Source organism: Mucilaginibacter agri (assembly GCF_009928685.1).
Taxonomy (GTDB): domain Bacteria; phylum Bacteroidota; class Bacteroidia; order Sphingobacteriales; family Sphingobacteriaceae; genus Mucilaginibacter; species Mucilaginibacter agri.
Map to the genome: position 1 here is coordinate 134,604 of NZ_WWEO01000043.1, position 24,371 is coordinate 158,974.

The following is a 24,371-nucleotide window of genomic DNA, read 5'->3' on the forward strand; positions in this document are numbered from 1 at the left end:
CCTATAAATTTAATTTACAATAAATAAATTAAGAGTAAAGTTTCTTTATTGGAATTAATTGGTGGTTTTATTTCTAAAATGGAAAATAAACGATGAGAATAGCCCTGTATTTTATTAACTGAAAAGAAATTTTAATTGACGTAATTTATGTAAAAGTTTGGTTCTCAAAAAAATATATACTAAGACGGTTATGCCCCCTCTAATGGAATTTCAGTGATGTAACTTTTATGTTATAATGAATCAAGCAAAAGTAGAAGTGCGTGGCTTAGGGATAGTTTAAGGGTTTTAATTACCGATTAGTCTTCTGACTGGTGTTTTATTAATACCCATCACTAGCAGCCATGTAATACAATAAGCCATTACAAAAGAGAGCATCTTTATAGCGAAAAACGGCAAAGCCGGCTGGCTCTGGATCTCCGGATGGAAAGGTCTCAATATTTCGGGTACCGCAAATACTACAATAATGTAGTGTATAAGGTAAATGCCATAGGTTGTTTCCCTTGGTTTTAAATATCCTATAGATTTTATATTTCCTATTTTTAAAAGCAACGCAAATACTGCGAGAGAAAATAAGATGTTGCTGATCCGTAGTGTATTGATTGGGTCGATACTGTTATTTGCTTTAAGAATGGCAATTTCGTACATAGATGCTCCGTAGGTTAAAAGCACAAAAAGTATGAGCAGGTAATATGGCGTTTTTTGAATCTGGATCTCTACTAAATGCCAATGCTTGCGCATTTGTGCTCCAAGCCACAAGAAAAATACAAACCCTAATATGGCAACTGTATGAATAGGGTCTATCCATTCATAATGTATATTAATACAGTAAAATATAGTAAAACTTAACAGTACGGCGCCGTAATATATATTGTACAAATATTTTTTAAAGATGAGCAGAAGCGTTATACTAACCATAAAGTTGATGATAAACCAATAATTGGTATATAAGTATACTTGCTTTATCTCGTCAAGTATTGCATCCAATGTTAGTCGGTGCTCGTGGTACATTCGGTCTTTAACATGCGTGTTTATGGCAAAACATAACACAAAAATCAGCGACCAAAAAAGCCAAGGGCCAAATGTGTTTCCAAATCGGCGTTTAAGATATTGCCCCGGTGTATAATCCGTAAACTTGTCGCCGATTAAAAAGCCCGATAACAGAAAAAATATTACTGTGCCAAACTTTCCTGCCTGTACAAATAGCCAGTAAGGCCAGTATTTTGATGAAGTAGTAGGAAAATCATAGCTGCCCAAGCTGTGCTCATAAACGATGCTCATCATAGATATACAGCGGATCACATCGATAAAAGCATAATTCTTTTTCTTCTTTGGTTCCTCGTTTATCAGATTTTGTTGCATGGTCGGCGTTTCGGGCATAGGTACACAAACGTGTATGTTGGGCAGATATTTTACAATGCTACCACTTTAACCTTAAACAAATGCGGTTTGTAACAAACCTTTTAAATTAAAACAATAAAGCCACCCGGATTTAACCCCGGATGGCTCACTCATTAATCACTTACACAAAACTAAACTTAAAATCTGAAGCCTAAGCCAAACTGCCAGGCCTGGTTGCGATAATTGGGTACGTAGATATCGCCATCGTCGTTAATACGATTAAGGTCAAGACTGTAACGGGCACGTAGCTCCACGTTACGGCTCAAATCGAAACTTACACCGGCCACACCGCCAATAAGGGTTTTATTATAACCATCAGTAGTATTGTTAAAATACTGTTGCGACGACTGCGAGAACCCGTTATTATAGGTATTGGTAGTGGATACCAAAAACGAAATCTGCGGACCAACCACAATATTAAAGCCCGGCACCACATGAAATTTGGCTAACAAGGGTACATCAATAAAATCGGCACGTTGTTTAAACTGACCGTATCCGGTTTGCGCGGTGTAGCCTTTCTGAGAGTACAATACCTCGGGGGCGAATGACAACGGATATAGTATAGGAAGATCTAAACCGATACCCACGTTTGCTCCAATCTTGGTGTCGGTATCAAATTGATAGTTGCCGCTGCTTTTAATAACGTTGGCAACATTTATACCACCTATAATGCTAAATGCGGGGCGAAAGTTATTGTCGTAAGTACGCTCATGACGGCGCGGTTGGGGGCGGCGATAATATTGGGCGCTAACCGAACCCGCCATTAAAAGCAGGGTGATTGCAACAAAGAAGTGTTTTTTCATAATTGAGTTTTTATTTTTGTAAAATCTATTTTTAGAGGGCATCTAAACACAAAGGTTTATTTGCTGTTAAAAATTTTAATTAAGGCAATGCGCATTGCGTTGTCTGTCACCAATAAACCATCGGGATGACTCCTTATAAAAACTACTTATACTTGCCGCTACTCGCCTTGTTTTGTTTGATCAGTTTAGGTGTATCAGCACAACAGCAACAAACATCTTTTATTCAATCACTATCGCAACAAAACCAATGGGTTGATTCGGTTTATAATAAACTGAGCAAAAAGCAACGCGTCGCCCAATTGCTTTTTGTGCGTGCCCATACTAACAAGGGGCAAGCTTATGCCGACTCGGTTGGCGAAGTGATAAGGCACCAGCAGGTTGGTGGATTAGTTTTTTTTCAAGGCGGACCGGGCAGGCAGGCTGCGTTGACTAACACCTACCAAAAGTTAGCCCATGTACCTTTAATTGTTGCGATGGATGGCGAGTGGGGCTTAGGCATGCGCCTGGATTCTACCATATCATTCCCCTACCAGATGACGCTGGGTGCTATACAGGATAATAACCTGATCTATAAAATGGGGCAGGAAGTTGCCGCCCAGTTTAAACGCATAGGTGCGCAAATGAATTTTGCGCCCGATATGGATGTTAATAATAACCCCGATAACCCGGTGATCAACTATCGTTCTTTCGGCGATAATAAATATAATGTTGCACAAAAAGGTATAGCCTACATGCAGGGCATGCAAAGCGGCGGCTTGTTAACTACGGCCAAACACTTCCCTGGCCATGGCGATACTAACGTAGATTCGCACCAGGACTTACCGCAACTGCCCTTTACCCGCACACGTCTGGATTCGTTAGAGGAGTATCCATTTCGCGAGGCTATAGCAGCAGGTATCAGCGGCATTATGATAGCACACATGAATATTCCGGCTTTAGATACCACACCGCGCTTACCATCTACACTTTCGCATCCCATCATAACCGGCATCCTCAAAGATTCTTTAGGTTTTAAAGGGTTGGTAGTATCTGATGCCATGGAAATGAAGGGCGTAACCAAGTACTTCCCCAATGCCGAAGCTGACGTTCGCGCTTTTATCGCAGGCAATGATATTTTGGAATTGTCCGAAAACTCTGATCGCGCCATTAAACTCATCCGTAAAGCCATCCGCAAAGACAAAGTTGCCAAGGACGAATTTATAGCCCGTGTAAAAAAAGTATTGGCTGCTAAATATTGGTTAGGATTAAACAATTATCAGCCGGTTAATACGGCTAACCTCAGCACAGATATTAATAACCCAGCGGCCAAGGCGCTGGTACAACAACTGGGCGATGCCGCAGTTACCTTGCTTAAAGGCGATACGCTGATCAATTCGTTAAACCCTAATAAAAGAACGGCGTTGATCAGTATTGGCGTTACCGAACTTACCCCATACCAACAGCAACTCGGTCATTACTTTACCAATAGTACGCCATTTTATGTAGGTAAAGATATGCCCGTTGCCGATATGAATGCCATGCTGCAAGGTCTGAAAGGTTTCGATCAGGTAATTATTGGGATACATGATACACGCCTGCGCCCGGGCAGTAAGTTAGACTATAGCACAAATGTAAAGTTGTTGATCGCAGAACTTTCCGCACACCCTAACACGGTTGTCAGCGTTTTTGCAAACCCGTATACTATTGCAGGTTTGCCGGGTATAGAAAAAGCCGGAGCGCTGCTTGCCTGCTATCAAAAAGACGAGTTTATGCAACAGGCGGCCTACAAGGTGATCACCAAACAATTAAAGCCAACAGGTAAATTGCCGGTAAGCGTTAATTTGTTCTTTACCAATGGCATGGGTGTGGTGATGCGGTAGTTAGCTATAGCTGGATTCTCTGATTTGTCATTGCGAGTCCCAACGGCAGTCGGGACGGCAATCTCGTAATCTACAGATCGAATAACATTAGCGACGAGATTGCTTCGTACCTCGCAAGGACAAAATTTAAACGTTATTACAGGTTAACCACATCACATTTCCGGGGTTAACTCCAAAAGAACGACAGTGGCGCGAACATGCCAGCACGTAAAACGTATTACGTTCAACGTATAACCTTTTTGTAACTTTACCCCTAATGAATCAAGCACTGGCAGAAAGATATAATGCAAAGTTTCAGGAGATCATCTCAGGACTGAATGAGGAACAATTGGCGGCCGTTAACCGCATAGACGGCCCTGTGATGGTGGTAGCTGGCCCCGGTACGGGTAAAACCCAGATATTAGCTGCACGGATAGGTAAGATATTACTGGATACCGATGCCCGCCCCGACGAGATTTTGTGTTTAACTTATACCGATGCCGGTGCCGTTGCCATGCGCAAACGCTTGTTCGAATTTATCGGTCCGGATGCTTATCGTATTGGTATTTATACCTTCCACGCATTTTGTAATGAGGTAATCCAGGAGAACCTCGACTATTTCGGCAAGCTTACTTTAGAGCCCTTAACCGACCTGGAATCTGCCGTGCTGTTTCGCGAACTGGTAGATGAGTTTTCGAACGATCACCTGCTGAAACGTTTCACCGGCGATATCTATTACGAAGCTCCGCGCCTAAAGAGGCTGTTCTCTACCATGAAGAATGAGAACTGGGATGCCCAAATGATAGAGAGAGCTGTGAACGAGTATCTCGAAGACCTGCCCAACCGCGAAGAGTTTATCTATAAAAAAGCCAACGCTGCCCGTGGTATCCAAAAAGGCGACTTGAAGCAAAAAGATATTGATGCTGCCCACGAGGTAATGAAGAAGCTATTGGCCGCCGTAGCCGAGTACCGCAACTTCGAGGCAAAAATGAAAATGCGTAACCGGTACGATTATGACGATATGATCATTTGGGTATTGCGTGCTTTCCGCGAAAATGAAGACCTGTTGCGAAGGTACCAGGAGCGGTACCAATATATCCTGGTAGATGAATTTCAGGATACCAGCGGTTCGCAAAACGAATTGCTAAAACATTTGCTTAATTACTGGGATACCCCCAACGTGTTTGTGGTAGGCGACGACGACCAATCGGTTTATCGTTTCCAGGGTGCCAACATGAAGAATATATTGGACTTTGCGAATGATTACGCCAACGTACTGCATACCGTAGTACTTAAAAATAACTATCGGTCTAACCAGGCTATTCTGGATATTTCGAAGATATTAATCGATAATAACCAGGAGCGTTTAACCCGTCAGCTCCGGCTCAACAAAAATCTTACGGCCTCGCATCCGCGTTTTGATAAAATTGCGGCTGAGCCCGAGATTCGCGAATATGACAATATCGACCACGAGCTGGTTGATGTTGGCAATCAGATAGAAAAACTGATAGCCGAGGGCGTTGAACCGGGCGAAATAGCCGTGATTTACCGCAACCATAACCAGGCAGAGGAGTTGATTCACTACTTGGACATGCAGAAGATAGCCGTTAACACTAAACGGAAGATTGACATATTGACACTGTCTTTTGGCGAGAAGATCATCAACATACTCCGCTACCTCGCTGCAGAGTTTGATTCGCCCTATAGCGGCGATGATCTGCTGTTCGAGATTATGCATTACGATTTCTTCAACATTAAGCCCGTTGAAATTGCCCGTGCCAGTATCGAGGTATCGAAGGTTAACTACAGTACCTGGGAGAAAGGCGAGAAAACATCTATCCGCCGTTACATCAGCGAGATTAGTGTAGCGCGTCAGCCTGGATTGTTTGATGCGATACAGAACACCGAGATGAAGCAACTGGTAAGCGATATTGAGGAGTTGCTTAAAGCATCAGCCAGTTTAAGCTTGCAGCAGTTTTTTCAGCAGGTAGTTACCAAATTGGGGATCCTGGCCTACATTATGAAACAGCCCGACAAGGGCTGGCACATGGAAGTACTTACCAACCTCTTCAACTTTATTAAAGACGAACATCGTAAAACACCCGAGACTAAGCTTAAGGACATTATTGCGACCATCGAACTGATGAAACGTAACAACATCAGGCTGGATCTAAACCAGGTGATCTACTCCGAAAACGGGGTTAACTTTCTTACGGCACACGGTTCTAAAGGCTTGGAGTTTGAATACGTATTCCTCATCGGTTGCAATAAAAAAGTTTGGGACACCAAAGGCCGTAATATGGGCTATAGCTATCCCGATACGTTGATACAGGCCGCCACTGATGATATGGCACAAAAGGAAGAATCGCGGCGGTTATTTTATGTAGCAGTAACCCGCGCCAAGCAACATCTTTTTATTTCGTACCCGGCACAAGATAAAAAAGGTAAAGACTTGGAAGCATCGCAATTTGTGGGCGAAATACTGGCCGAGACCCAATTAAAAGTTCAACGACCGCAGGTGAGTGCTGATGCGCTGTTTACCTACATGGCCACACAATTTAACGAGGACGATAAGCCTGCGCTTGATCTGATTGATAATGCATACATCAATGTACTGCTTCAAAACTATACGCTATCGGTATCGCACTTAAATAGCTATCTGGATTGCCCGCTGAAGTTTTACTTCCAAAACCTCATCCGCGTACCATCGGGTTTAAGTTCTGCCGCGGCGTTTGGTTCGGCAGTACACTATGCGCTTAACCGCGTGTTCAGGAAGCTGAAGGATAATAACGACGAGTTTGTTTCGACGGATGATTTTCTGAAAGAATTCCGCTGGTTTATGTACCGCAACAGAGATCTGTTTTCGACAGATGATTTTAAACTGCGCCTAAGCTATGGCGAACGGATACTGCCTGCCTACTATGAACTGCATGTGCCTAAATGGAATAAGGTAGCAATTACCGAGCGAAGCATTAAAAATTTAGCCATTGAGGGCGTACCGGTAAAAGGTAACCTCGATAAAATTGAGTTTAGTGGCAACCAGGTTACCGTAGTGGACTATAAAACCGGAAAGCTAAAATATGCCAAAGAAAAGCTTGCCCGCCCCAGCCCGGATAACGAAAACGGTGGCGATTACTGGCGGCAGGCGGTGTTTTACAAATTACTGGTAGATAACGACCGCACCAACGATTGGTATGCCGTAAGTGCCGTATTCGACTTTATTGAACCTATCAGCGAGGGTGAATATTACCAGGAGAAATTTGTGATCAACCCCAATGATTTAGTATTGGTGAGCAACCAGATTAAAACCGTGTATCAAAAAATCATGAACCACGAGTTTAATACAGGTTGTGGCAAGGCAGATTGCGACTGGTGCCGCTTTGTACGCACCAACTTTAAACAGCCCGGCAAAATATTAGAGGTAAACGAGGAGGACGTTTAGGCAGTGGCAGGGGTAATGGCAGTAGCAGTCGTTTGGTTTTAGTTGTTTAAGCTTAAAAGGTACTCAAATACGTATTTGGGGTTGTAGCTTAACAGTTGTTTGGCTTTATTACAATTATAAACGCGATCAATGCTTTTTGGTAATGCCCAGCCGTTTGACTCGTACATTTTCTCTATGTCAGGATAATACTTTTTAATAACCTCCACGGGATTATGCTTTAACGCAACCACATCCTCTTTGTTAAATGGCGAACCGCTTGTGATGTTGAAGATCTCAAATTCCGCGAAGCTGTGATCCAAAGCGAGTCGTAAGGCTTCCGCTGCATCCCGCTCGTCGAGGCCACGGTACAGGCGGTGGTTAGCTTTCAGATTATCGTCTTCGGGTAAAAAACGACCGACGCGGTAAACTGAGGTTTGCAAACCCTCCTTATAAAAGAAATCCTTGCATAGTTGCTCAGCTGTTTGCTTGGTAATATCGTAGATATCCCGTGGTTGTTCGTTCAGTTCTTCGGTAACCCAAACGGCCTGGTTGGCATCAACCATGGCGTCTCCATAGATTGAAGTTGTGCTGATGTAAAGAAATTTGTTTACTCCGTTTTTAATGCTGGCATTTAGCAGGTTTAGTGTGCCGTAAATATTGGCATCTATAAAACTTTCGCGCGGATAATTGAGCTCGTAATGTTTACCATGTATAGCTGCCGAATGGATTATGACATCGAATTTCTGAGCAATCTGGAGTACAGCTGCCCCGTCTCTAATGTCGGCTACGATATCTGTAGTCGACGAAGAAATCATATCAAGGCCTGTTACCTCATGCCCGAAATCTCTTAAATGATTAACGGTAACCGAACCTAATCTGCCTGCCGAACCGGTAACTAAAACTTTCATAAATGCTTTACTTAGACAGCAAAAATATGGACCATTCATTGGGAATGCATTGTCAAAAATAACTTAAAAATAGTTAGAGATGGAAGATCTGCTCCCGCGATCAACTATTAATATCGGGCTGGCTACCTTCTGTCAAAGTAAAAATCTTGTTTCCTGTATCTTGTCTCTTGCTTCTATATATTACATTGCGATACTAACTCCCTTTAAACTATGAAGTGTAAATTTTTACTCCCTTTACTTTTCGCATTGCCGGCAGCGGCACAAACCACTACAATAAAACAGGATGCGGCCATTAATCAAATGGTTGATGAAGTATCATCAAAAAATATCGAAGCCATTGTGCGTAAGCTGGTGAGCTTTAAAACCCGCCATACCCTAAGTGACACCCTGAGTAAAACAGAAGGTATAGGTGCAGCCCGCAACTGGATCAAAGCCGAAATGGAAGGTTATGCAAAGGCCTCGGGCGGGCGCATGCATGTGGAATTCGACACTTTTACCCAACCCGCTGGTGGCCGTATTGATAAGCCGACGGTGCTAAAAAATGTACTTGCTATTTTAAAAGGAACAGACCCTAATGATAAGCGGATCTATATAGTGTCTGGTCACTATGATTCGAGGGTGAACGATGTGATGGACGCTAAGTCTTTTGCCCCCGGCGCTGTTGATGATGCCTCGGGCACCGCAGTTTCAATGGAAATTGCGAGGGTAATGTCTAAACGGTCTTTCCCTGCTACCATTATTTTTATGGCTGTTGCAGGCGAAGAGCAAGGTTTAAATGGATCTACTAACGTGGCCAAACGTGCCAAAGACGAGAAATGGGCCGTTGATGCCATGTTAAATAATGACATTGTGGGTAATACCTACGGCATGGAAACCGGCTTGAAAGATAACCGCAGCGTGCGTGTATTTAGCGAAGGCGTTGCCTCAACCGTGGCTGATGCCGGTAACGAAAAAGTTTTAGCTGCGTTGATCAATAACGGTGGCGAAAATGACAGCCCATCTCGCGAACTGGCCCGCTACATTAAAGAAGTGGCTGAGCGTTATGTGCCGCAATTGGATGTAAAAATGATCTATCGTCGAGACCGTTTTCTCCGTGGCGGCGATCATACGCCCTTCCTGAAACAGGGTTTCGCAGCCGTAAGATTTACCGAGATGAATGAGGATTTTAACCGCCAGCATCAAAATGTGCGTAAAGAGAACGGCACAGATTATGGCGATATGCCCGAATTTGCCGATTACGACTATATTCAAAAAGTTGCCCGTATGAACCTTTCGGTATTGGCTAACCTGTCTTTAGCCCCGGCCGAGCCACAAAACGTAGGCATAACCACAAGCGGCCTAACCAATAAAAGCACCCTGAAATGGGAAGCACCTGCCGCAGGCAAAAAGCCAGCTGGCTACTACGTGTTAATGCGCGAAACCATCAGCCCTTATTGGGAAAAGAAATTTTATGTAACTGATACTACAGCCACATTAGATTATTCGAAGGATAATTATTTCTTCGCCGTACAGGCTGTTGACGCTGACGGGCATGAAAGCCAGATGGTGTATCCAAAACCTGTTAGGTAGACTGGTATTGCCTTAGGGCGAGCCTAAAAAAATAAATGCTGCCCTCTTGCGATTTAAGCAAGTTGAGCAGCATTTTTATTTTAGTTGGTCTACCCGCGCTGTCTGACTCTAAAAAGTCATTTACTGCATCGGGTACATTAAGTGATAATTACTTTACTACTTGATTGACGCCGAAATTAAACGGCAGCCCATCCGATGCTATTACCAAATAGTTTGTTGAGCGATAGCGCAAACAGCTTTAACTACACCAACGCTTTTATGAAACAGCGAAGTTGCGTGAGCAATTGTATTATCAGCAGCAAATTCTTTGGCTTGTTCTACCTGGTAGCTGATACCCATTACAAGGGCAATCATTACAGGTATAAGTAATAATATAAATGGATTAAGGTTAGAGATAAGCTTTTTCATTTCTGTGATTGTTTTGACATAACAAAGGAACATTTAAATAATTTCATGCTAAAATCATTTAGACCAACTGGCTGCAATTATAGATGAACGCCTTAATAATAAATGTTTCCTGTTCATCGTAACAAAATGCCCGTTCATCGGTCAAACGGGGGTATACATATAATAGCTGCTGGTTAATTTGATGCTAATATTATCTTTAATGCCATGAAAAAAGGCTGGCAAGTTTTCTGGCATGTGTTTTTTTGGGTGAGTGTGATCTCATTTTTTGTGTTCCTTATCCACAGCAACACGAAAATGAGCTGGAACCAGGCACTGGTTATTTTCCTAAGTTATATCGCAGTTAATATAGGTTTGTTCTACATTAACCTCCTGGTATACATTCCCTTGTTTCTTAATAAAAAGAAATTCAGGTTATATACCGTTAGCCTTATTATAACGGTAATATTGTTTGGGTTGGGTAAATACGCTTTCGCAGTTTTTTTCCGACCCAGCACGCTGATGGAGAAGGGTCATGTACTAACCTTTGGCGTATACTTCCTGAGCACGCTGTTTTCCAGCATCATGTTTGTGTTTCTGAGTACTGTGCTGAAGTTTACCATGGACTGGTTTTTAAATGAACGTGTGCAGCGCGACCTTGAAAACCAACGCCTTACTGCCGAACTTTCTTTTCTGAAGTCGCAGATTAATCCACACTTCCTGTTCAATTCTCTAAATACTATTTATTCGCTGGCCTACCAACGGTCGGAAACCACGCCAGAAGCTGTTTTAAAGCTATCCGAAATTATGCGGTATATGCTTTATGAATGTAATGATAACAAGGTTGATCTGGATAAGGAACTTAAATACCTGCAAAACTATATCGATTTGCAAAAGATCCGTTTTGGGAACAAAGCCTTTATAGATTATACGGTTAATGGAGAAGTTGATCACCAGCGGATTGTACCCTTATTGTTGATCTCGTTTGTAGAAAATGCCTTTAAACATGGCGTTGCCAATGACCCCGAGCATCCAATTGTACTAACACTTACCGTTAGCGAAAGTAAACTGAATTTTTACGTGCATAACAAAAAGCACCAGCATAACCGCGATGCGGCAGGTGGGATAGGGTTACACAACGTACAACGCCGATTAAATTTATTATATCCTGATAAGTATACGCTAACAATACACAACGAAGCGGATACTTATTCTTGCGAATTATCATTAGTTTTATAGCCATGATCAAATGTCTGGTAGTTGATGATGAGCCTTTAGCCCTGCACATACTGGAAGATTATATTTCCAAAGTGCCTTTTTTGGAGCTGGTGAAGGCCACCACAAACCCTATAGAAGCTTTAACTTTAGTACAGGATGGAGGCATCGACCTCGTGTTTTTAGACGTTCAAATGCCCGAACTTACTGGCTTGCAGTTTCTGAAAATATCCAATGGCCGTGCAAAAGTAATATTGACTACCGCCTACCCGCAGTACGCATTAGAAGGGTATGAGCTTGATGTGGTTGATTACCTACTGAAACCTATAGCTTTTGATCGTTTCTTTAAATCGGCGCAGAAAGCTCAAACTGTAATTAACCCGGCTGTTGCAAAGGCGGCGGTTAAAGAAGAGCCACAGCAAGCGCAGTACGACGATTTTATGAGCGATTTTATTTTCGTAAAGACGGAGCATAAAATACAAAAGGTGTATCTGCACGATATTATGTTTATAGAAGGATTGAAAGATTATATCTCCATCTTCACGCCGGAAGAACGTATTATCACATTGCAGAATATGAAGAAGATGGAAGACGCATTGCCCGAAAAGCATTTTATCCGCGTGCATAAATCTTACATCGTAGCACTAAATAAGATTGATAGCATAGAGCGTAGCCGTATTAGTATAGCCGATAAAGTAATACCGATTGGCGATACCTACCGCGACGCCTTTTTTGACAAGATAGAGGATAAGAATATTTAACCTCTCCCCAAACCTCGCCGAAGGAGAGGGAGCTTAATTTAGCCTCTCGATTCTTGATTCTTGTCTCTTGGTTCTGACAACGGTTGTCCTAGAAAATTTCTGATCTCATCTTCAGACTTTTGTACAGCTTCTTCAATAGTTGCTGATGATTTCGGATCTATTGGGTCGAGGACCGTAAATTTTAAATGCTCGAAAGTATCTAGCGGAAATGATCCATATCGAACCATTTTCCATGAGTTTTCTACCGCGATCGGTACCAGTAAGGCATCCGGACATTTTTTGAGGATGGTGGCAATACCGGCGGCCCTGAAAAATTTCATGTTGCCATCTTTGGCGCGTGTGCCTTCAGGGAATATTACGGTAGACCAGTTATTCTCTTTCATCCGGGCACCTAATTTCATTAACTCGGTAATGGATTGGCGCTGATCTTTGCGGTCAATATTCGCTCCACCACCTACTTTTAAATTATAAGAAATAGATGGGATACCTTTAGTAAGTTCTATTTTGGAGATAAATTTAGCATGGTATTTACTTAATCGCCATATAATAGGAGGGATATCATACATGCTTTGGTGGTTGGCTACAAAAATCATCGGCCTGTCGAGCGGCAAATTTTGATTATTTGTCCAACTTACACGGTTGCCTAATAAATAATAGGTGCAAGTAAGGCCGCAGTTTAAAATATCAACCGAATATTTATGTGCACGGTAACCCAAAAAACGATAGCAAAACCACTGTATAGGTTGGAAAATTACCAGCAATAAGCCGAACGCGATATAATGTATAGGCGTTAATATGATTCCGAAAAGTCTTCTCATTTGGCGGCAAAGTTATGGTTTTGTGCTAAATGCAAAAACAGCTTTTACGGCAATCGGTTTTCTAATATTAAAAGTTGTATCCGTAAAACAGCGGCAACAGTAAGCGAATCGGTAATTTCATTATTGCAAACCATTCGGTAAACCTGGTTAAAGGGTACTTTGTTAACAATCAGCTGTTCGGTCTCTTCGGGTTCGGCTTCAAACTGCTCCAAACCACGAGCTAAGTATACAATCCCTAATTCGTCTGTCACAGAGTTAGAAAGATGAATTCTTTGTAGTTCCGTCCAGTATTTAGCTTTTAACCCGGTTTCTTCTAATAACTCACGTTTGGCAGCATCCAGTGGGGCTTCGTCTAATGGACCGCCGCCTTCAGGCATCTCCCAGCTGTATTGGTTAATGGTAAAACGATATTGTCCTACCAGGTAAGTATTCATTTCATCATCCAACGGAAATACCCCGATAGCACGGTTTTTAAAATGTACCTTACCGTAAATACCCGGATTGCCTGATGGATTAAGTACTTGGTATTCCGTTATATTGATCCAGGCATTATCGTAAACCGGATTCTCGTCTGTAATTTTCCAGGGGTTGTGGGTTGGGTGGTGCATGGATAAATATAGTAATCGTTAAATGATATCGCTTCTTTGCCAATAAAAAAAGCGACCTGATATTCAGATCGCTTTTCTCAACATAATATCGAATTATCTTATAAACCGAAAGCGGCTTTTACCTTTTCAACGTAATCCAATTTCTCCCAGGTAAACAGTTCAACCTCTTTAGAGATCGATTCGCCGCTAGGGGTGTAAAAAGTTTTGGTTACTGTTTCGCTTGGTTTACCAAAATGGCCATAAGCTGCAGTTTCGCTGTAAATAGGGTTACGCAGTTTAAAGCGGGTTTCGATAGCATAAGGGGTCATGTCGAAAATAGTTTCAACTTTTTTCGCAATCTCACCATCGTGTAAATCTACTTTACCGGTACCATAAGTGTTTACGTAAATACCCATAGGTTGTGCAACACCAATAGCGTAAGATACCTGCACCAACACCTCGTTGCAAATACCTGCCGCTACTAAGTTTTTAGCAATATGACGGGTAGCGTAAGCAGCAGAACGGTCAACTTTTGACGGATCTTTACCAGAGAAAGCACCTCCACCGTGTGCGCCTTTACCACCGTAAGTATCCACAATAATTTTACGGCCCGTTAAGCCGGTATCACCATGTGGGCCACCAATAACAAATTTACCAGTTGGGTTAATGTGATATTTAATAGCATCGTTAAAGAAGTGTGCATATTTAGGGTAACGTGCCTTAACGCGAGGGATCAGGATGCCGATAATGTCTTCGCTGATTTTAGCAAGCATTGCTTTTTCCTCGTCAAAATCATCATGCTGGGTAGAAATTACAATAGCATCAATGCGCTGAGGCTGGTTGTTATCATCATACTCTAAAGTAACCTGCGATTTGGCATCTGGGCGTAAGTATTTGATCTCAGTATTCTCGCGACGGATAGCAGCCAACTCTAGTAACAAGGCGTGTGCGATATCCAGCGCTAATGGCATGTAATTATCAGTTTCGATGGTTGCATAACCAAACATCATACCTTGGTCGCCCGCGCCCTGCTCTTCTTTAGCAGTGCGGTCAACGCCTTGGTTAATGTCTGGCGACTGCTCGTGAATGGCTGATAATACACCGCAAGAGCTGCCATCAAACATGTATTCGCCTTTGGTATAACCAATTTTGTTGATCACATCGCGGGCAATTTTTTGTACGTCTAAATAAGCTTTTGATTTTACCTCACCAGCGAGGATAACTTGCCCGGTGGTAACTAAAGTTTCGCAAGCCACTTTCGATTCAGGATCAAAAGCTAAAAAATTATCTATTAAAGCGTCTGAAATTTGGTCGGCAACTTTGTCCGGATGCCCCTCTGATACAGATTCTGAAGTGAATAAATATGACATAAATTTTTTTTAAGTACAGATATTATAAAGAAAAAAGGGAAGGGGCTGCGCAAGGCAATCTGAAAAAAGGAGCACGGTTTTAGCACTTTTTTATGTGGTTGCAATCCGGTCTTATCAACTGTGTAAGACAAACTAAATCAGTCCACTTCCGATCGGCAAAATTAAAACATTTTTATTTAAAGCCAAATAAGGTTTACTTTTGATGCCATTATTTAAGTCCGAAATTGAAAAAGAGAGCATTGTTTATTATCAACCCGGTTGCAGGCGGCAAAAGCAAGGATAAAGTGCCGGCGTTGATAGACCTCCATCTGGATAAAAATGTTTTTACCTACGATATAGTATTAACCCAGGCCCCGGCCGAAGCGCGTGTATTAGCTAAACAAGGTATAGATAATTATGATATAATTGTGGCCGTTGGTGGTGATGGCACTGTGAACGAAATTGCATCAGCTTTGGCGGGCAGCAAAGCCGTATTTGCAATAATACCATATGGCTCTGGTAATGGGCTGTCGAGGTTTCTGGATATACCAATGGATACGGCTGAAGCTATAAAAAACCTAAACCATTTATACGTAGAAACTATAGATGGCGCACAATTTAATGGCAAATGGTTTTTTAATATGGCAGGAATGGGTTTTGACGCTCATATTAGCGAAGTGTTTTCCCATCAAAAAAAGAGGGGGTTTATTACTTATTTTGAATCTGCTGTAAAAGAAATCGTTAATTATAAACCGCAGGCTTACCTGTTGAACATAGATGGAAAGCAATATGAGCGCGAAGCATTTATGCTCAGTTTTGCAAACTCATCACAGTATGGTAATAATGCCCACGTTTCGCCAAAGGCTTCCGTACAGGATGGGTTGATAGACGTTTGTGTAATTAAACCCTTCCCTCTATACCGTTTTCCGGAGATGGGATTGCGCATGTTCTTTAAAACGGCAGAAAACTCTAAGTATGTAGAGATCATTAAGGGCAAACAGATTGAAGTTAAGCGTCAGCAGGCAGGGCCGGTGCATCTGGACGGTGAACCGCAAACCTCTGGCACTGATATACAAATTGAAGTGATGCCCGGTATATTAAATGTAATAGTGGGCAAAGCCTATAAACAATAAGGGTTATGGCAAATAAAAATAAGCAGACGTTTGGGGTAGTTTATTCAACCGATCCTGATTTTCAGTACCAAACAGAAAACAATAATGGCCAGGATACGTTGCCTCCGCAGCAACAAAATTTGAAGATCTTTCTGGATAGAAAAGGGGGAAGCAAGCTGGTAACACGTATAAACAGCTTTATTGGAACCGATGAAGATCTGGAGGTCTTAGGAAAAAAACTAAAGTCGAAATGCGGGACAGGTGGTTCTGTAAAAGATGGCGAGATACTAATACAGGGCGATTTTAGAGATAAAATACTTGGCTATCTGCAAGCCGACGGCTACAAAGCAAAAAAGGCAGGCGGATAATTTAATAGCTAATAAACAAAGTGTTAAAATTTATTTAATAATTTAGCTTTGTATAACAAGCTGTAAACTAAGTGATATTTTCACTCAGTAATTGTGAAATCGACACTATATCACCTTAGTTACACACTTTTTGTAGGATATTGCTTGTTATTATTAAAAAAAATAGTTTTTATTGTAAAAAATTGTCTGCGGGTGATACAATTTTTTTGACGATTAGATGTTACTTAATAACTTAGAGAACTGCGGATTTCTGATGTTGTTAAATAATTGTTAAGTAAGCTATTGTAATAATTAAAACATTAGCTTTGTTATCCGCATTTAGAGCATGCACATTAATTAACTTATATTATAAACAAAAACTAAAAACTAAAATTTAAAAAGTAATGGCAAACGCACCAAAACCAACTACACCGGTTAAAAAGGAAAGCTCAGGTACTTCAGGCGTATTCGCTACACTTGCAATTCCAATCGCATTTGTAGTAGCAATCTTGATCTATATGTTCATCTTAGGTGACCCAAGTCACTTTAAAGGTGGTAACCCAGAAGGTGATCCAGCCGATTATTTTGGTACAGTACACAAAGGTGGCCCAATTGTACCTGTACTTGTAACTTACCTGTTAATGGTATTTATCTTCTCTATCGAGCGTTTTATTGTAATCGGTAAAGCTTCTGGTACAAGCAGCGTTGATGCCTTTGTTAAAAGAATTCAAGGTTTCTTAAATGCTGGTAACATCGATGCAGCTTCTGCAGAGTGCGACAAACAAAAAGGTTCTGTTGCAAACGTTATCAAATCTGGCTTAAAGAAATACAAAGAAATGGAAACTGAAGCCAACATGGATGTTGAGCAAAAAACTTTAGCTATCCAAAAAGATATCGAAGAAGCTACTGCATTGGAAATGCCAATGTTAGAGCAAAACTTAACTATCATCGCTACTTTAGTATCAATCGGTACCTTAACCGGTCTGTTAGGTACAGTACGTGGTATGATCGCGGCTTTCGCGGCTTTAGGTACTTCAGGTGCAGCAAGTTCATCACAACTGGCAGCTGGTATCTCTGAGGCGTTGATCAACACCGCTATCGGTATCTTAACTTCATGTTTATCAATCATTTTCTATAACATCTTTACTTCTAAGATTGATAAACTTACTTATGCTATTGACGAAACTGGTTTCAGCATTGTGCAAACATTTGCTGCATCTCACAAACATTAAGATATTTAGTGTATAGTTTTGGTCCCCTCTTATTTTTATAAGAGGGGATATATATAACCTTCACTTGATATTTTTAATAAACAGACAATATGCCCAGAGTAAAAATTAAAAGAAAAAGTACAGTAACAGACATGACGGCCATGTGCGACGTTGCGTTCCTGCTGCTTACGTTTTTCATCTTAACAGCAAAACCAAAAGTACCAGATCCGGTAGAGTTGGATGTACCTGCTTCGACAGTTACTATTAAACAACCGGAAGAAAATATCGCTACGCTTGTAGTTGGAAAAGGTAAAGTGTTTTTTGACATCACCGGCGCAAAGGTTCGCGAGGCAACTCTTGAGCAAATGGGTCAGAAATACGGCAATATTTCTTTTACGCCAACCGAGAAGACCAGATACGCGAACATGCAGGCTGTTGGTGTGCCAATGAACCAGATGAAACAATACCTGGATTTGGAGAGCGATCAGCGCGAGGCCTTTAAACAACCAGGTATCCCTACCGACTCGGTAAGTAACGAATTGTTTAACTGGGTTCGTGAAGCTCGTTTAGCTACTAGAGCCTTGAATAACGCAGATCTGCGTATTTCTATCAAAGGTGATAGCAAAGAAGAGTATCCGACCATTAAAAAGGTTATCGATATCCTGCAGAAACAAGAAGTTAACAAGTTTAGTTTAATTACTTCTTTAAGAAGTGCTAAAAAATAAAACATGGCAGAATTAGACACCTCCTCCAAGGAGGGCAAAGGCGGGAAGGTAAGAAGTAAGAAAGCATCAACTCGTGTGGATCTAACAGCAATGGTAGATTTAGCGTTCTTGTTGATCACTTTCTTCATGCTTACCACTACCTTGAACAAGCCCCAGGCAATGGACTTGACAATGCCGGATAAAAATGAGAAAAAGCAGGACGACAACATGGCGGTAGCGGCTTCCAGAACCATGACTATTTTACTTGGCAGCGATGACAAGTTAGAATGGTACATTGGTGAACCTGGTAAATCTGCACCTACAGTTGAAGGATACGGCAAAGACGGCATCCGTAAAACATTGCTTGAAAACAGTCAGAAAGTTAAGGCATCAACCGGTAAAGATATGTTCGTAATCATTAAACCAAGTGATAAATCTGTGTATAAAAACACAGTTGACATTCTTGATGAAATGGCAATCGCAAACATTCAAAGCTATGGTATTGTTGACATTACAAAAGCTGAAGTAGATGAGCTTACCAAGCAAGGCATCTATAAATAATATTAGTTAATTAATAGCGTTTAAAAAATAAAACCTAAAAGATGTTAGGATCAAAGTTAGACATATTGAAGCCCGAATGGCTTGATGTTGTGTTTGCAGGTCGTAACAAAGAATACGGTGCTTACGAGCTAAGAAAAGAAAACCCGAAGAATGTTAATAAGTCTTTGGTGATAGCTATCGTACTGTTTGTTTTTGTTATCTCTTTGCCAACTATCATCAATTGGATTTCGGGTATCATTCCGAAAGCTGACGAGAAAGTCAAAATTACGGATGTGGTATTACAACCACCGCCACCAGTAGATCAAACTAAAAAACCACCTCCGCCGCCTCCTGAGCCGCCTAAACCAAAGGTAGACCAGGTTCGTTTCCCGCCTCCGATTGTGAAGCCAGATAACGAGGTGCGTGAAAAAGATCCACCAACTATCACTGAATTAAAAACTGCAGACCCAGGTCAGCAAGATGTTAAGGGTGACCCTAACGCTGAGATCCGTATTGATGAGCCGGTTGGTAAATCAGACGTTAAACAAGTTGTTGAGGAGGACCCTAACCAGATCTTTACTTCTGTTGAGCAATCTGCAGAGTTCCCTGGTGGTTTAGAGAAATTTGGTGCTTACCTTGGTAAAAACATTCGTTACCCAGCCGTAGCACGTGAAAATAACGTTCAAGGACGTGTAATTGTACAGTTTGTTGTTGAAAGAGACGGTTCACTTACAGATATTCACGTAGTACGCGGTTTAGGTAGCGGTACAGACGAAGAAGCAGTACGTGTATTGAAAGCTTCTCCGAAATGGAAACCAGGTATCCAAAACGGTAGACCTGTAAGGCAACAATACACCGTGCCAATCAGCTTTACCCTGCAAGATCAATAATAATCTTCATGTCATATCAAATTCATGATAAGCAAAAATCGCTCAAAAGGCGGTTTTTGCTTATTTTAGGAGCTACTACATTTGTTTTCATACTGGCCCTTGGCCTTATGATCATGTTTTGGGACAGAATGCCTCTAAATCTATCTAAAGTGCAGCGTATCCTTTTCGGATCGTTGGTAATAATCTATGCCATACTAAGATTTTCACGATTGTTTAAGAAAGATGATGCAAATGAATAATAGCATTAAGCTAATACTGCTAACGTTTGTCGCAATATTGTTATTCATAACATGTAAGCAAAAAGTTAACAGCTATAATGCCAATGACGATGAGCCCCACAAAGGCACTATCACCATAGCAGCAGACGAATCATTTAAACCAATTGTTGACGAAGAGGCGGCTGTTTTTACCGGTATTTATACGGAGGCAAAACCGAAGTTTAACTACCAGACGGAGAATGCTGTATTGCGTAGTTTCTTAAATGATAGTGTTAGGGTGGCTATTTTGTCGAGAGAATTGGACACAAATGAGGTAAGGATTTTGAAAAATCGTACCTTACCACCAGAAATATTGCCATTTGCAGTTGATGCAGTAGCGATAATTGTTAATAAAGCGTCAAATGATACGCTGATAACGGTAAGTGACATAAAAAATATGCTTGCCGGGAATACTAAAACAGACAAGAGTATCGTTTTTGATAATCCGAACTCAAGTTTGGTAAGATATTTGAAAGAGTTTACAGGGAGTAAAGAGTTGGTGCAAAAAAATATCTACGCGTTAAAATCTAACAAAGAAGTACTAAATTATGTTAACCAGCACGAGAACGCCATTGGCATTATCGGTTTCAGCTGGCTTAACGACCCTGATGCTGATTATGCTGCTGCCGCTAACAGCGTTAAAATTGTTGGCGTACGTAATGAAGCAAGTAAAGAATTTGCCAACGAGTACTTTAAACCTTCACAGACTACACTTGCTCTAAAGCAATATCCGCTAAGTCGCCGTTTGTACATTATTAACAGTACAGGCAAATTGGGCTTGGGTAGAGGGTTTGCGGATTTTATAACAAGCGAAAGGGGGCAGCGGATCATTTTAAAGTCGGGCTTATTGCCAGATTCGATACCGCAGCGATTAATTAATATTAAAAAGTAACTAACAAACTATAAATTAAGCCATGAAACTAATAAGTAAAGTAGCGTATGCCGCAGCGGGCTTGGTATTTATAGGTTCATCAGTTTTTGCGCAGAGTCTTGCCGACGCCAAAAAAGCTATTGACGCCGAACAATATCAAAAAGCTAAATCAATCTTAAAGAACCTTACCACTACACAACCTACAAAAGATGAGAATTTCTTTTATTTAGGTTGGGTATACACCATACAAGATTATGCAGATTCTGCCAAAGCAGTATTTAATCAAGGTGTTGCAGCTAACCCAAAATCAGCATTAAACTATGCAGGTTTAGGTGTGCTGGCGCATTTAGATAAAGATAACTCTGGTGCTACTCAAAATTTTGATAAAGCAACTTCAATGGCGGGAAAAGACAGCAAGCCATATTTATACATTGGTAAAGGTTATCTGTTATTAAATAACGGTGCAAAAGCAGTTTCTGCAGCAGATGCAAACGCGGCCATTGCTGTTTTGAACAAAGGCCTTGCTGCAAACCCTAAAGATGCTGATGTTAACATCGCCCTAGGTGATGCTTACCGCTCTCAATTAAAAAGCTCTGAGGCTTATAAATATTACTCAGATGCTACCAATATTAATCCTCAGTCTGCCCTTGCTAACGTAGAGATTGGTGTACTTTGGAAATTTGCCAACAACTTTGAAGATGCTGAAAAGCAATTCCAAAAGGCATTAAGCATCGACCCTAATTTCGGTCCTGCTTACCGTGAGTGGGCTGAAACTGATCTTCGTTGGGCTTTAACTGATCCAAAAATGGCGTCAGAAAAAGTAAAACAAGCTGCTGATCAATACCGTAAATATATCAGCTTAACGGATATGTCTACAGAGTCTCGCATGCGTTATGCCGACTTCCTGATCCAGGCTGGTGATTACAAAACATTGCAAACAGAAGCTGCTGCATTATCAGCGTCAGCTGGTTCAAACCTGCGTGTTTACCGTTACTTAGGCTATTCGGCTTATGAAAACGGTGACTATGCTGCCGGTTTAACTGCAATGAACAAATGGATTAGCCAGGCTGGTGAAAAACGTATCATCCCTCGTGACTACCTTTACTTAGGCCGTTTAGAGTTAAAATCAGGTCAGGATTCACTAGGTATCCAGGCTTTACGTAAAGCGTACCAGTTAGATTCAACTCAGACAGATGTTTTCGTTGAGATCGCTAAAAACTACTATGCTAAAAAGCAATATGCACAGGCAGGTGAGGCTTACAAAGTTTATACTGAAAAAACTAAAGCCCCTAAACTACAGGATTACCTGAACGAGGGCGTTAGCTACTACTATGCATATCAGGATGATTACTACAACACTAATCCTGCTATTAAAGCTAAAGCTGATACCAACATGCTTAACAATGCAGATTCTGCATTCAGCAAAATTCAGCAAAGAGCAACAACTCCAATTCCTGACGTAACTTTATTCCGTGCACGTATTGGTGAGTTGCGCGAAACCGACAGAAACAACATCAAAGGTTTTGCTAAGCCATACTACGAAGCTTATATTACCCAGGTTACTGCACGTGGTGTAAAAGACACTGAGAAGAAAAGCTTAGCAGAAGCTTACGCTTACATGGGTAACTTCTATCAGTTTAAAGAAAAGGATGCTGCGAAGGCTGACGATAACTTCACCAAGGCCCGCGATCTGGATCCAACAAATAAATCAGTCCAGGCTTACTTCGCTAAAAAAGGCGGAGCGCCGGCTAAAGGAAAATAAAAACAACATTCAGCTTAAAAGCTGAATAAAAAAAGACCTCTGCAAAAGAGGTCTTTTTTTATTTTATCTCATTGCTATATTTGCACCATGGAAGTACACAGTTTACCGGTTAATTATCTGCCGATTATATTTCAGATGCTTGTAGCCATCGGTTTTGTGGTAACAACAATGTTTGCTACCCACAAACTAGGCCCTAAGCGTAATACAAAAGATAAACTTACCCCATTTGAGTCGGGTATCGAAGTAGTTGGTAATGCGCGTACCCCTATCTCCATTAAATACTTTCTGGTAGCCATACTGTTTGTATTATTTGATGTGGAGGTAATTTTTATGTATCCATGGGCGGTAAACTTCCGCGATTTGGGTAAAGATGGCATGATCGAAATGTTCATTTTTATGGGTACACTGTTGCTTGGCTTTTTCTACATCCTCAAAAAGGGCGCTTTAGACTGGGAATAGGTTTAGATTGATTCTAAATACGCTTCGCTAAGCCCCACAGTGGCATTAGCAACGTAATTTATTTGTAATTTTGTGTATATCCGTTAAGCGGGTAACATATCTTTTTTGAGATAATTCAATGAGTGATATTAAAATAGTTGATGCGCCTGCGGGTGTAGAGGGGGCGGGGTTTTTCGCCACATCTCTTGATAAAGCCGTTGGTTTAGCACGTTCATATTCGCTTTGGCCTTTGCCATTTGCAACGTCATGCTGCGGTATCGAATTTATGGCCACTATGGCTTCACATTATGACCTTTCTCGTTTCGGCGCCGAGCGTTTAAGTTTCTCGCCGCGTCAGGCCGATTTGCTGATGGTTATGGGTACTATTTCTAAAAAAATGGCGCCTGTGCTTCGTCAGGTATACCTTCAAATGGCCGAACCCCGTTGGGTAATGGCTGTTGGTGCTTGTGCATCAAGCGGCGGTATATTTGATACTTACTCTGTTTTGCAAGGCATTGATGAGGTTATTCCGGTTGACGTTTATGTGCCAGGTTGCCCTCCGCGCCCCGAAGCTATTATCGATGGCTTCATGAATATTCAGAAATTGGTTCAAACAGAATCTTTACGCAGAAGAGATACGCCTGAGTACCAGGCTTTATTAGCTAAATACGGAATTTTATAATGGGTAAGATAACCAACGAAGAGCTGCTTCAAAAGTTAACTGCGCAATTTGGCGATAAAGTAGCCAATGCAACTGAGCCCTATGGTTTGCTTACTGTTGAAACAACACGCGAGCAAATTATTGATGTATTAGGCTGGTTAAAAGAAGATAAAGAATTACAGTTTATCTATTTAACAGATATTACTGCTATACACTACCCGGAGCAACAGGGCAAAGAGGTTGGCGTTATTTACCACGTGCATAGCCTGGTAAATAATATCCGCATCCGTGTTAAGTTGTTTTTGGCTGATGGTGATGTAAATACGCCTTCGGCAACGGTGCTTTGGCATGGCGCGAACTGGATGGAACGCGAAACGTATGATTTCTTTGGTGTTAACTTTACCGGTCACCCCGATTTACGCCGCATACTGAATGTGGATGATATGACGGTGTACCCAATGCGTAAAGAGTATCCGTTGGAAGATCCGAACAGGGTAGATAAAAAAGATTATTTTTTTGGAAGATAG

The 24,371-nt window shown here is 41.4% G+C and carries 23 protein-coding genes; 16 read left to right on the top strand and 7 right to left on the bottom strand.

The features are described from left to right. Positions 1-285: 285 nt before the first annotated feature. On the bottom strand, positions 286-1,377 hold the full coding sequence (locus GSY63_RS13455) for an acyltransferase (protein WP_166586343.1): 1,092 nt from the start codon (positions 1,375-1,377) through the stop codon (positions 286-288). A 158-nt stretch (positions 1,378-1,535) separates the two neighbouring features. Further along, positions 1,536-2,201 (bottom strand): porin family protein, encoded by a 666-nt coding sequence (locus GSY63_RS13460; protein WP_243749228.1) that lies wholly within the window; start codon positions 2,199-2,201, stop codon positions 1,536-1,538. A 125-nt stretch (positions 2,202-2,326) separates the two neighbouring features. On the opposite strand from GSY63_RS13460, the gene GSY63_RS13465 reads away from it, so the two are divergent. Both GSY63_RS13465 and GSY63_RS13470 read left to right on the top strand, forming a co-directional pair. Further along, entirely contained in the window at positions 2,327-4,060 is a 1,734-nt protein-coding gene (locus GSY63_RS13465) for a glycoside hydrolase family 3 protein (protein WP_166586345.1), read from the top strand. 256 nt (positions 4,061-4,316) lie between these two features. After that, entirely contained in the window at positions 4,317-7,481 is a 3,165-nt protein-coding gene (locus tag GSY63_RS13470; protein ID WP_166586346.1) for an ATP-dependent helicase, read from the top strand. Between the two features lie 38 nt (positions 7,482-7,519). Here the strand turns inward: GSY63_RS13470 and GSY63_RS13475 are convergent, their stop codons facing one another. After that, entirely contained in the window at positions 7,520-8,368 is an 849-nt protein-coding gene (locus GSY63_RS13475; RefSeq protein WP_166586347.1) for an NAD-dependent epimerase/dehydratase family protein, read from the bottom strand. Between the two features lie 210 nt (positions 8,369-8,578). Between GSY63_RS13475 and GSY63_RS13480 the strand changes: the two genes are divergently transcribed. After that, positions 8,579-9,937 (top strand): M28 family metallopeptidase, encoded by a 1,359-nt coding sequence (locus GSY63_RS13480; RefSeq protein ID WP_208094542.1) that lies wholly within the window; start codon positions 8,579-8,581, stop codon positions 9,935-9,937. A gap of 201 nt (positions 9,938-10,138) precedes the next feature. Here GSY63_RS13480 and GSY63_RS13485 read toward each other — a convergent pair whose 3' ends face one another. Beyond that, positions 10,139-10,345, bottom strand: coding sequence for a hypothetical protein (locus tag GSY63_RS13485; protein ID WP_166586348.1), 207 nt, complete (start codon positions 10,343-10,345; stop codon positions 10,139-10,141). A gap of 204 nt (positions 10,346-10,549) precedes the next feature. Here GSY63_RS13485 and GSY63_RS13490 point away from each other — a divergent pair, with 204 nt between their 5' ends. After that, a complete protein-coding gene (locus GSY63_RS13490; protein ID WP_166586349.1) occupies positions 10,550-11,560 on the top strand; it encodes a sensor histidine kinase in 1,011 nt (336 codons plus the stop codon). 2 nt (positions 11,561-11,562) lie between these two features. Further along, entirely contained in the window at positions 11,563-12,297 is a 735-nt protein-coding gene (locus tag GSY63_RS13495; RefSeq protein WP_166586350.1) for a LytR/AlgR family response regulator transcription factor, read from the top strand. A gap of 38 nt (positions 12,298-12,335) precedes the next feature. Here GSY63_RS13495 and GSY63_RS13500 read toward each other — a convergent pair whose 3' ends face one another. The 3 genes from GSY63_RS13500 to metK form a co-directional block, all read right to left on the bottom strand. After that, on the bottom strand, positions 12,336-13,115 hold the full coding sequence (locus GSY63_RS13500; RefSeq protein ID WP_166586351.1) for a lysophospholipid acyltransferase family protein: 780 nt from the start codon (positions 13,113-13,115) through the stop codon (positions 12,336-12,338). 44 nt (positions 13,116-13,159) lie between these two features. Further along, the gene (locus GSY63_RS13505) at positions 13,160-13,723 is read right to left on the bottom strand and encodes an NUDIX domain-containing protein (protein WP_166586352.1); all 564 of its coding nucleotides are present in this window, start codon (positions 13,721-13,723) and stop codon (positions 13,160-13,162) included. Between the two features lie 98 nt (positions 13,724-13,821). Beyond that, entirely contained in the window at positions 13,822-15,072 is a 1,251-nt protein-coding gene (gene metK, locus GSY63_RS13510) for a methionine adenosyltransferase (protein WP_166586353.1), read from the bottom strand. A 224-nt stretch (positions 15,073-15,296) separates the two neighbouring features. On the opposite strand from metK, the gene GSY63_RS13515 reads away from it, so the two are divergent. The 11 genes from GSY63_RS13515 to GSY63_RS13565 all read left to right on the top strand — a co-directional run bounded on the left by GSY63_RS13515 (position 15,297) and on the right by GSY63_RS13565 (position 24,371). Further along, entirely contained in the window at positions 15,297-16,184 is an 888-nt protein-coding gene (locus tag GSY63_RS13515; protein ID WP_166586354.1) for a diacylglycerol/lipid kinase family protein, read from the top strand. Positions 16,185-16,189: 5 nt separating this feature from the next. Continuing rightward, entirely contained in the window at positions 16,190-16,531 is a 342-nt protein-coding gene (locus tag GSY63_RS13520) for a translation initiation factor (protein WP_166586355.1), read from the top strand. Positions 16,532-16,914: 383 nt separating this feature from the next. Continuing rightward, positions 16,915-17,742, top strand: a complete 828-nt coding sequence (locus GSY63_RS13525) for a MotA/TolQ/ExbB proton channel family protein (RefSeq protein WP_166586356.1) — start codon at positions 16,915-16,917, stop codon at positions 17,740-17,742. Between the two features lie 89 nt (positions 17,743-17,831). Beyond that, positions 17,832-18,446, top strand: coding sequence for an ExbD/TolR family protein (locus GSY63_RS13530; protein WP_166586357.1), 615 nt, complete (start codon positions 17,832-17,834; stop codon positions 18,444-18,446). A gap of 3 nt (positions 18,447-18,449) precedes the next feature. Then, a complete protein-coding gene (locus tag GSY63_RS13535; RefSeq protein WP_166586358.1) occupies positions 18,450-18,986 on the top strand; it encodes an ExbD/TolR family protein in 537 nt (178 codons plus the stop codon). 41 nt (positions 18,987-19,027) lie between these two features. Next, entirely contained in the window at positions 19,028-19,855 is an 828-nt protein-coding gene (locus GSY63_RS13540) for an energy transducer TonB (RefSeq protein WP_166586359.1), read from the top strand. Between the two features lie 231 nt (positions 19,856-20,086). After that, positions 20,087-21,004, top strand: coding sequence for a PstS family phosphate ABC transporter substrate-binding protein (locus GSY63_RS13545; RefSeq protein ID WP_166586360.1), 918 nt, complete (start codon positions 20,087-20,089; stop codon positions 21,002-21,004). Between the two features lie 22 nt (positions 21,005-21,026). Continuing rightward, positions 21,027-22,745, top strand: coding sequence for a tetratricopeptide repeat protein (locus GSY63_RS13550; protein WP_166586361.1), 1,719 nt, complete (start codon positions 21,027-21,029; stop codon positions 22,743-22,745). A gap of 87 nt (positions 22,746-22,832) precedes the next feature. After that, positions 22,833-23,204, top strand: coding sequence for an NADH-quinone oxidoreductase subunit A (locus tag GSY63_RS13555; RefSeq protein WP_166586362.1), 372 nt, complete (start codon positions 22,833-22,835; stop codon positions 23,202-23,204). Positions 23,205-23,322: 118 nt separating this feature from the next. Next, complete coding sequence (locus GSY63_RS13560; RefSeq protein WP_166586363.1) at positions 23,323-23,865, top strand: NADH-quinone oxidoreductase subunit B; 543 nt, start codon at positions 23,323-23,325, stop codon at positions 23,863-23,865. Continuing rightward, positions 23,865-24,371 carry an NADH-quinone oxidoreductase subunit C gene (locus tag GSY63_RS13565; protein WP_166586364.1) on the top strand — a complete coding sequence of 169 codons (507 nt, stop codon included), beginning with the start codon at positions 23,865-23,867 and terminating at the stop codon, positions 24,369-24,371. The genes GSY63_RS13560 and GSY63_RS13565 overlap by 1 nt, the downstream gene beginning before the upstream one ends.

Bases quoted from the DNA above. Each gene is read 5' to 3' on its own strand.
- GSY63_RS13455 (WP_166586343.1), bottom strand. From the start codon at position 1,377: ATGCCCGAAACGCCGACCATGCAACAAAATCTGATAAACGAGGAACCA.
- GSY63_RS13460 (WP_243749228.1), bottom strand. From the start codon at position 2,201: ATGAAAAAACACTTCTTTGTTGCAATCACCCTGCTTTTAATGGCGGGT.
- GSY63_RS13465 (WP_166586345.1), top strand. From the start codon at position 2,327: ATGACTCCTTATAAAAACTACTTATACTTGCCGCTACTCGCCTTGTTT.
- GSY63_RS13470 (WP_166586346.1), top strand. From the start codon at position 4,317: ATGAATCAAGCACTGGCAGAAAGATATAATGCAAAGTTTCAGGAGATC.
- GSY63_RS13475 (WP_166586347.1), bottom strand. From the start codon at position 8,368: ATGAAAGTTTTAGTTACCGGTTCGGCAGGCAGATTAGGTTCGGTTACC.
- GSY63_RS13480 (WP_208094542.1), top strand. From the start codon at position 8,579: ATGAAGTGTAAATTTTTACTCCCTTTACTTTTCGCATTGCCGGCAGCG.
- GSY63_RS13485 (WP_166586348.1), bottom strand. From the start codon at position 10,345: ATGAAAAAGCTTATCTCTAACCTTAATCCATTTATATTATTACTTATA.
- GSY63_RS13490 (WP_166586349.1), top strand. From the start codon at position 10,550: ATGAAAAAAGGCTGGCAAGTTTTCTGGCATGTGTTTTTTTGGGTGAGT.
- GSY63_RS13495 (WP_166586350.1), top strand. From the start codon at position 11,563: ATGATCAAATGTCTGGTAGTTGATGATGAGCCTTTAGCCCTGCACATA.
- GSY63_RS13500 (WP_166586351.1), bottom strand. From the start codon at position 13,115: ATGAGAAGACTTTTCGGAATCATATTAACGCCTATACATTATATCGCG.
- GSY63_RS13505 (WP_166586352.1), bottom strand. From the start codon at position 13,723: ATGCACCACCCAACCCACAACCCCTGGAAAATTACAGACGAGAATCCG.
- metK (WP_166586353.1), bottom strand. From the start codon at position 15,072: ATGTCATATTTATTCACTTCAGAATCTGTATCAGAGGGGCATCCGGAC.
- GSY63_RS13520 (WP_166586355.1), top strand. From the start codon at position 16,190: ATGGCAAATAAAAATAAGCAGACGTTTGGGGTAGTTTATTCAACCGAT.
- GSY63_RS13525 (WP_166586356.1), top strand. From the start codon at position 16,915: ATGGCAAACGCACCAAAACCAACTACACCGGTTAAAAAGGAAAGCTCA.
- GSY63_RS13530 (WP_166586357.1), top strand. From the start codon at position 17,832: ATGCCCAGAGTAAAAATTAAAAGAAAAAGTACAGTAACAGACATGACG.
- GSY63_RS13535 (WP_166586358.1), top strand. From the start codon at position 18,450: ATGGCAGAATTAGACACCTCCTCCAAGGAGGGCAAAGGCGGGAAGGTA.
- GSY63_RS13540 (WP_166586359.1), top strand. From the start codon at position 19,028: ATGTTAGGATCAAAGTTAGACATATTGAAGCCCGAATGGCTTGATGTT.
- GSY63_RS13545 (WP_166586360.1), top strand. From the start codon at position 20,087: ATGAATAATAGCATTAAGCTAATACTGCTAACGTTTGTCGCAATATTG.
- GSY63_RS13550 (WP_166586361.1), top strand. From the start codon at position 21,027: ATGAAACTAATAAGTAAAGTAGCGTATGCCGCAGCGGGCTTGGTATTT.
- GSY63_RS13555 (WP_166586362.1), top strand. From the start codon at position 22,833: ATGGAAGTACACAGTTTACCGGTTAATTATCTGCCGATTATATTTCAG.
- GSY63_RS13560 (WP_166586363.1), top strand. From the start codon at position 23,323: ATGAGTGATATTAAAATAGTTGATGCGCCTGCGGGTGTAGAGGGGGCG.
- GSY63_RS13565 (WP_166586364.1), top strand. From the start codon at position 23,865: ATGGGTAAGATAACCAACGAAGAGCTGCTTCAAAAGTTAACTGCGCAA.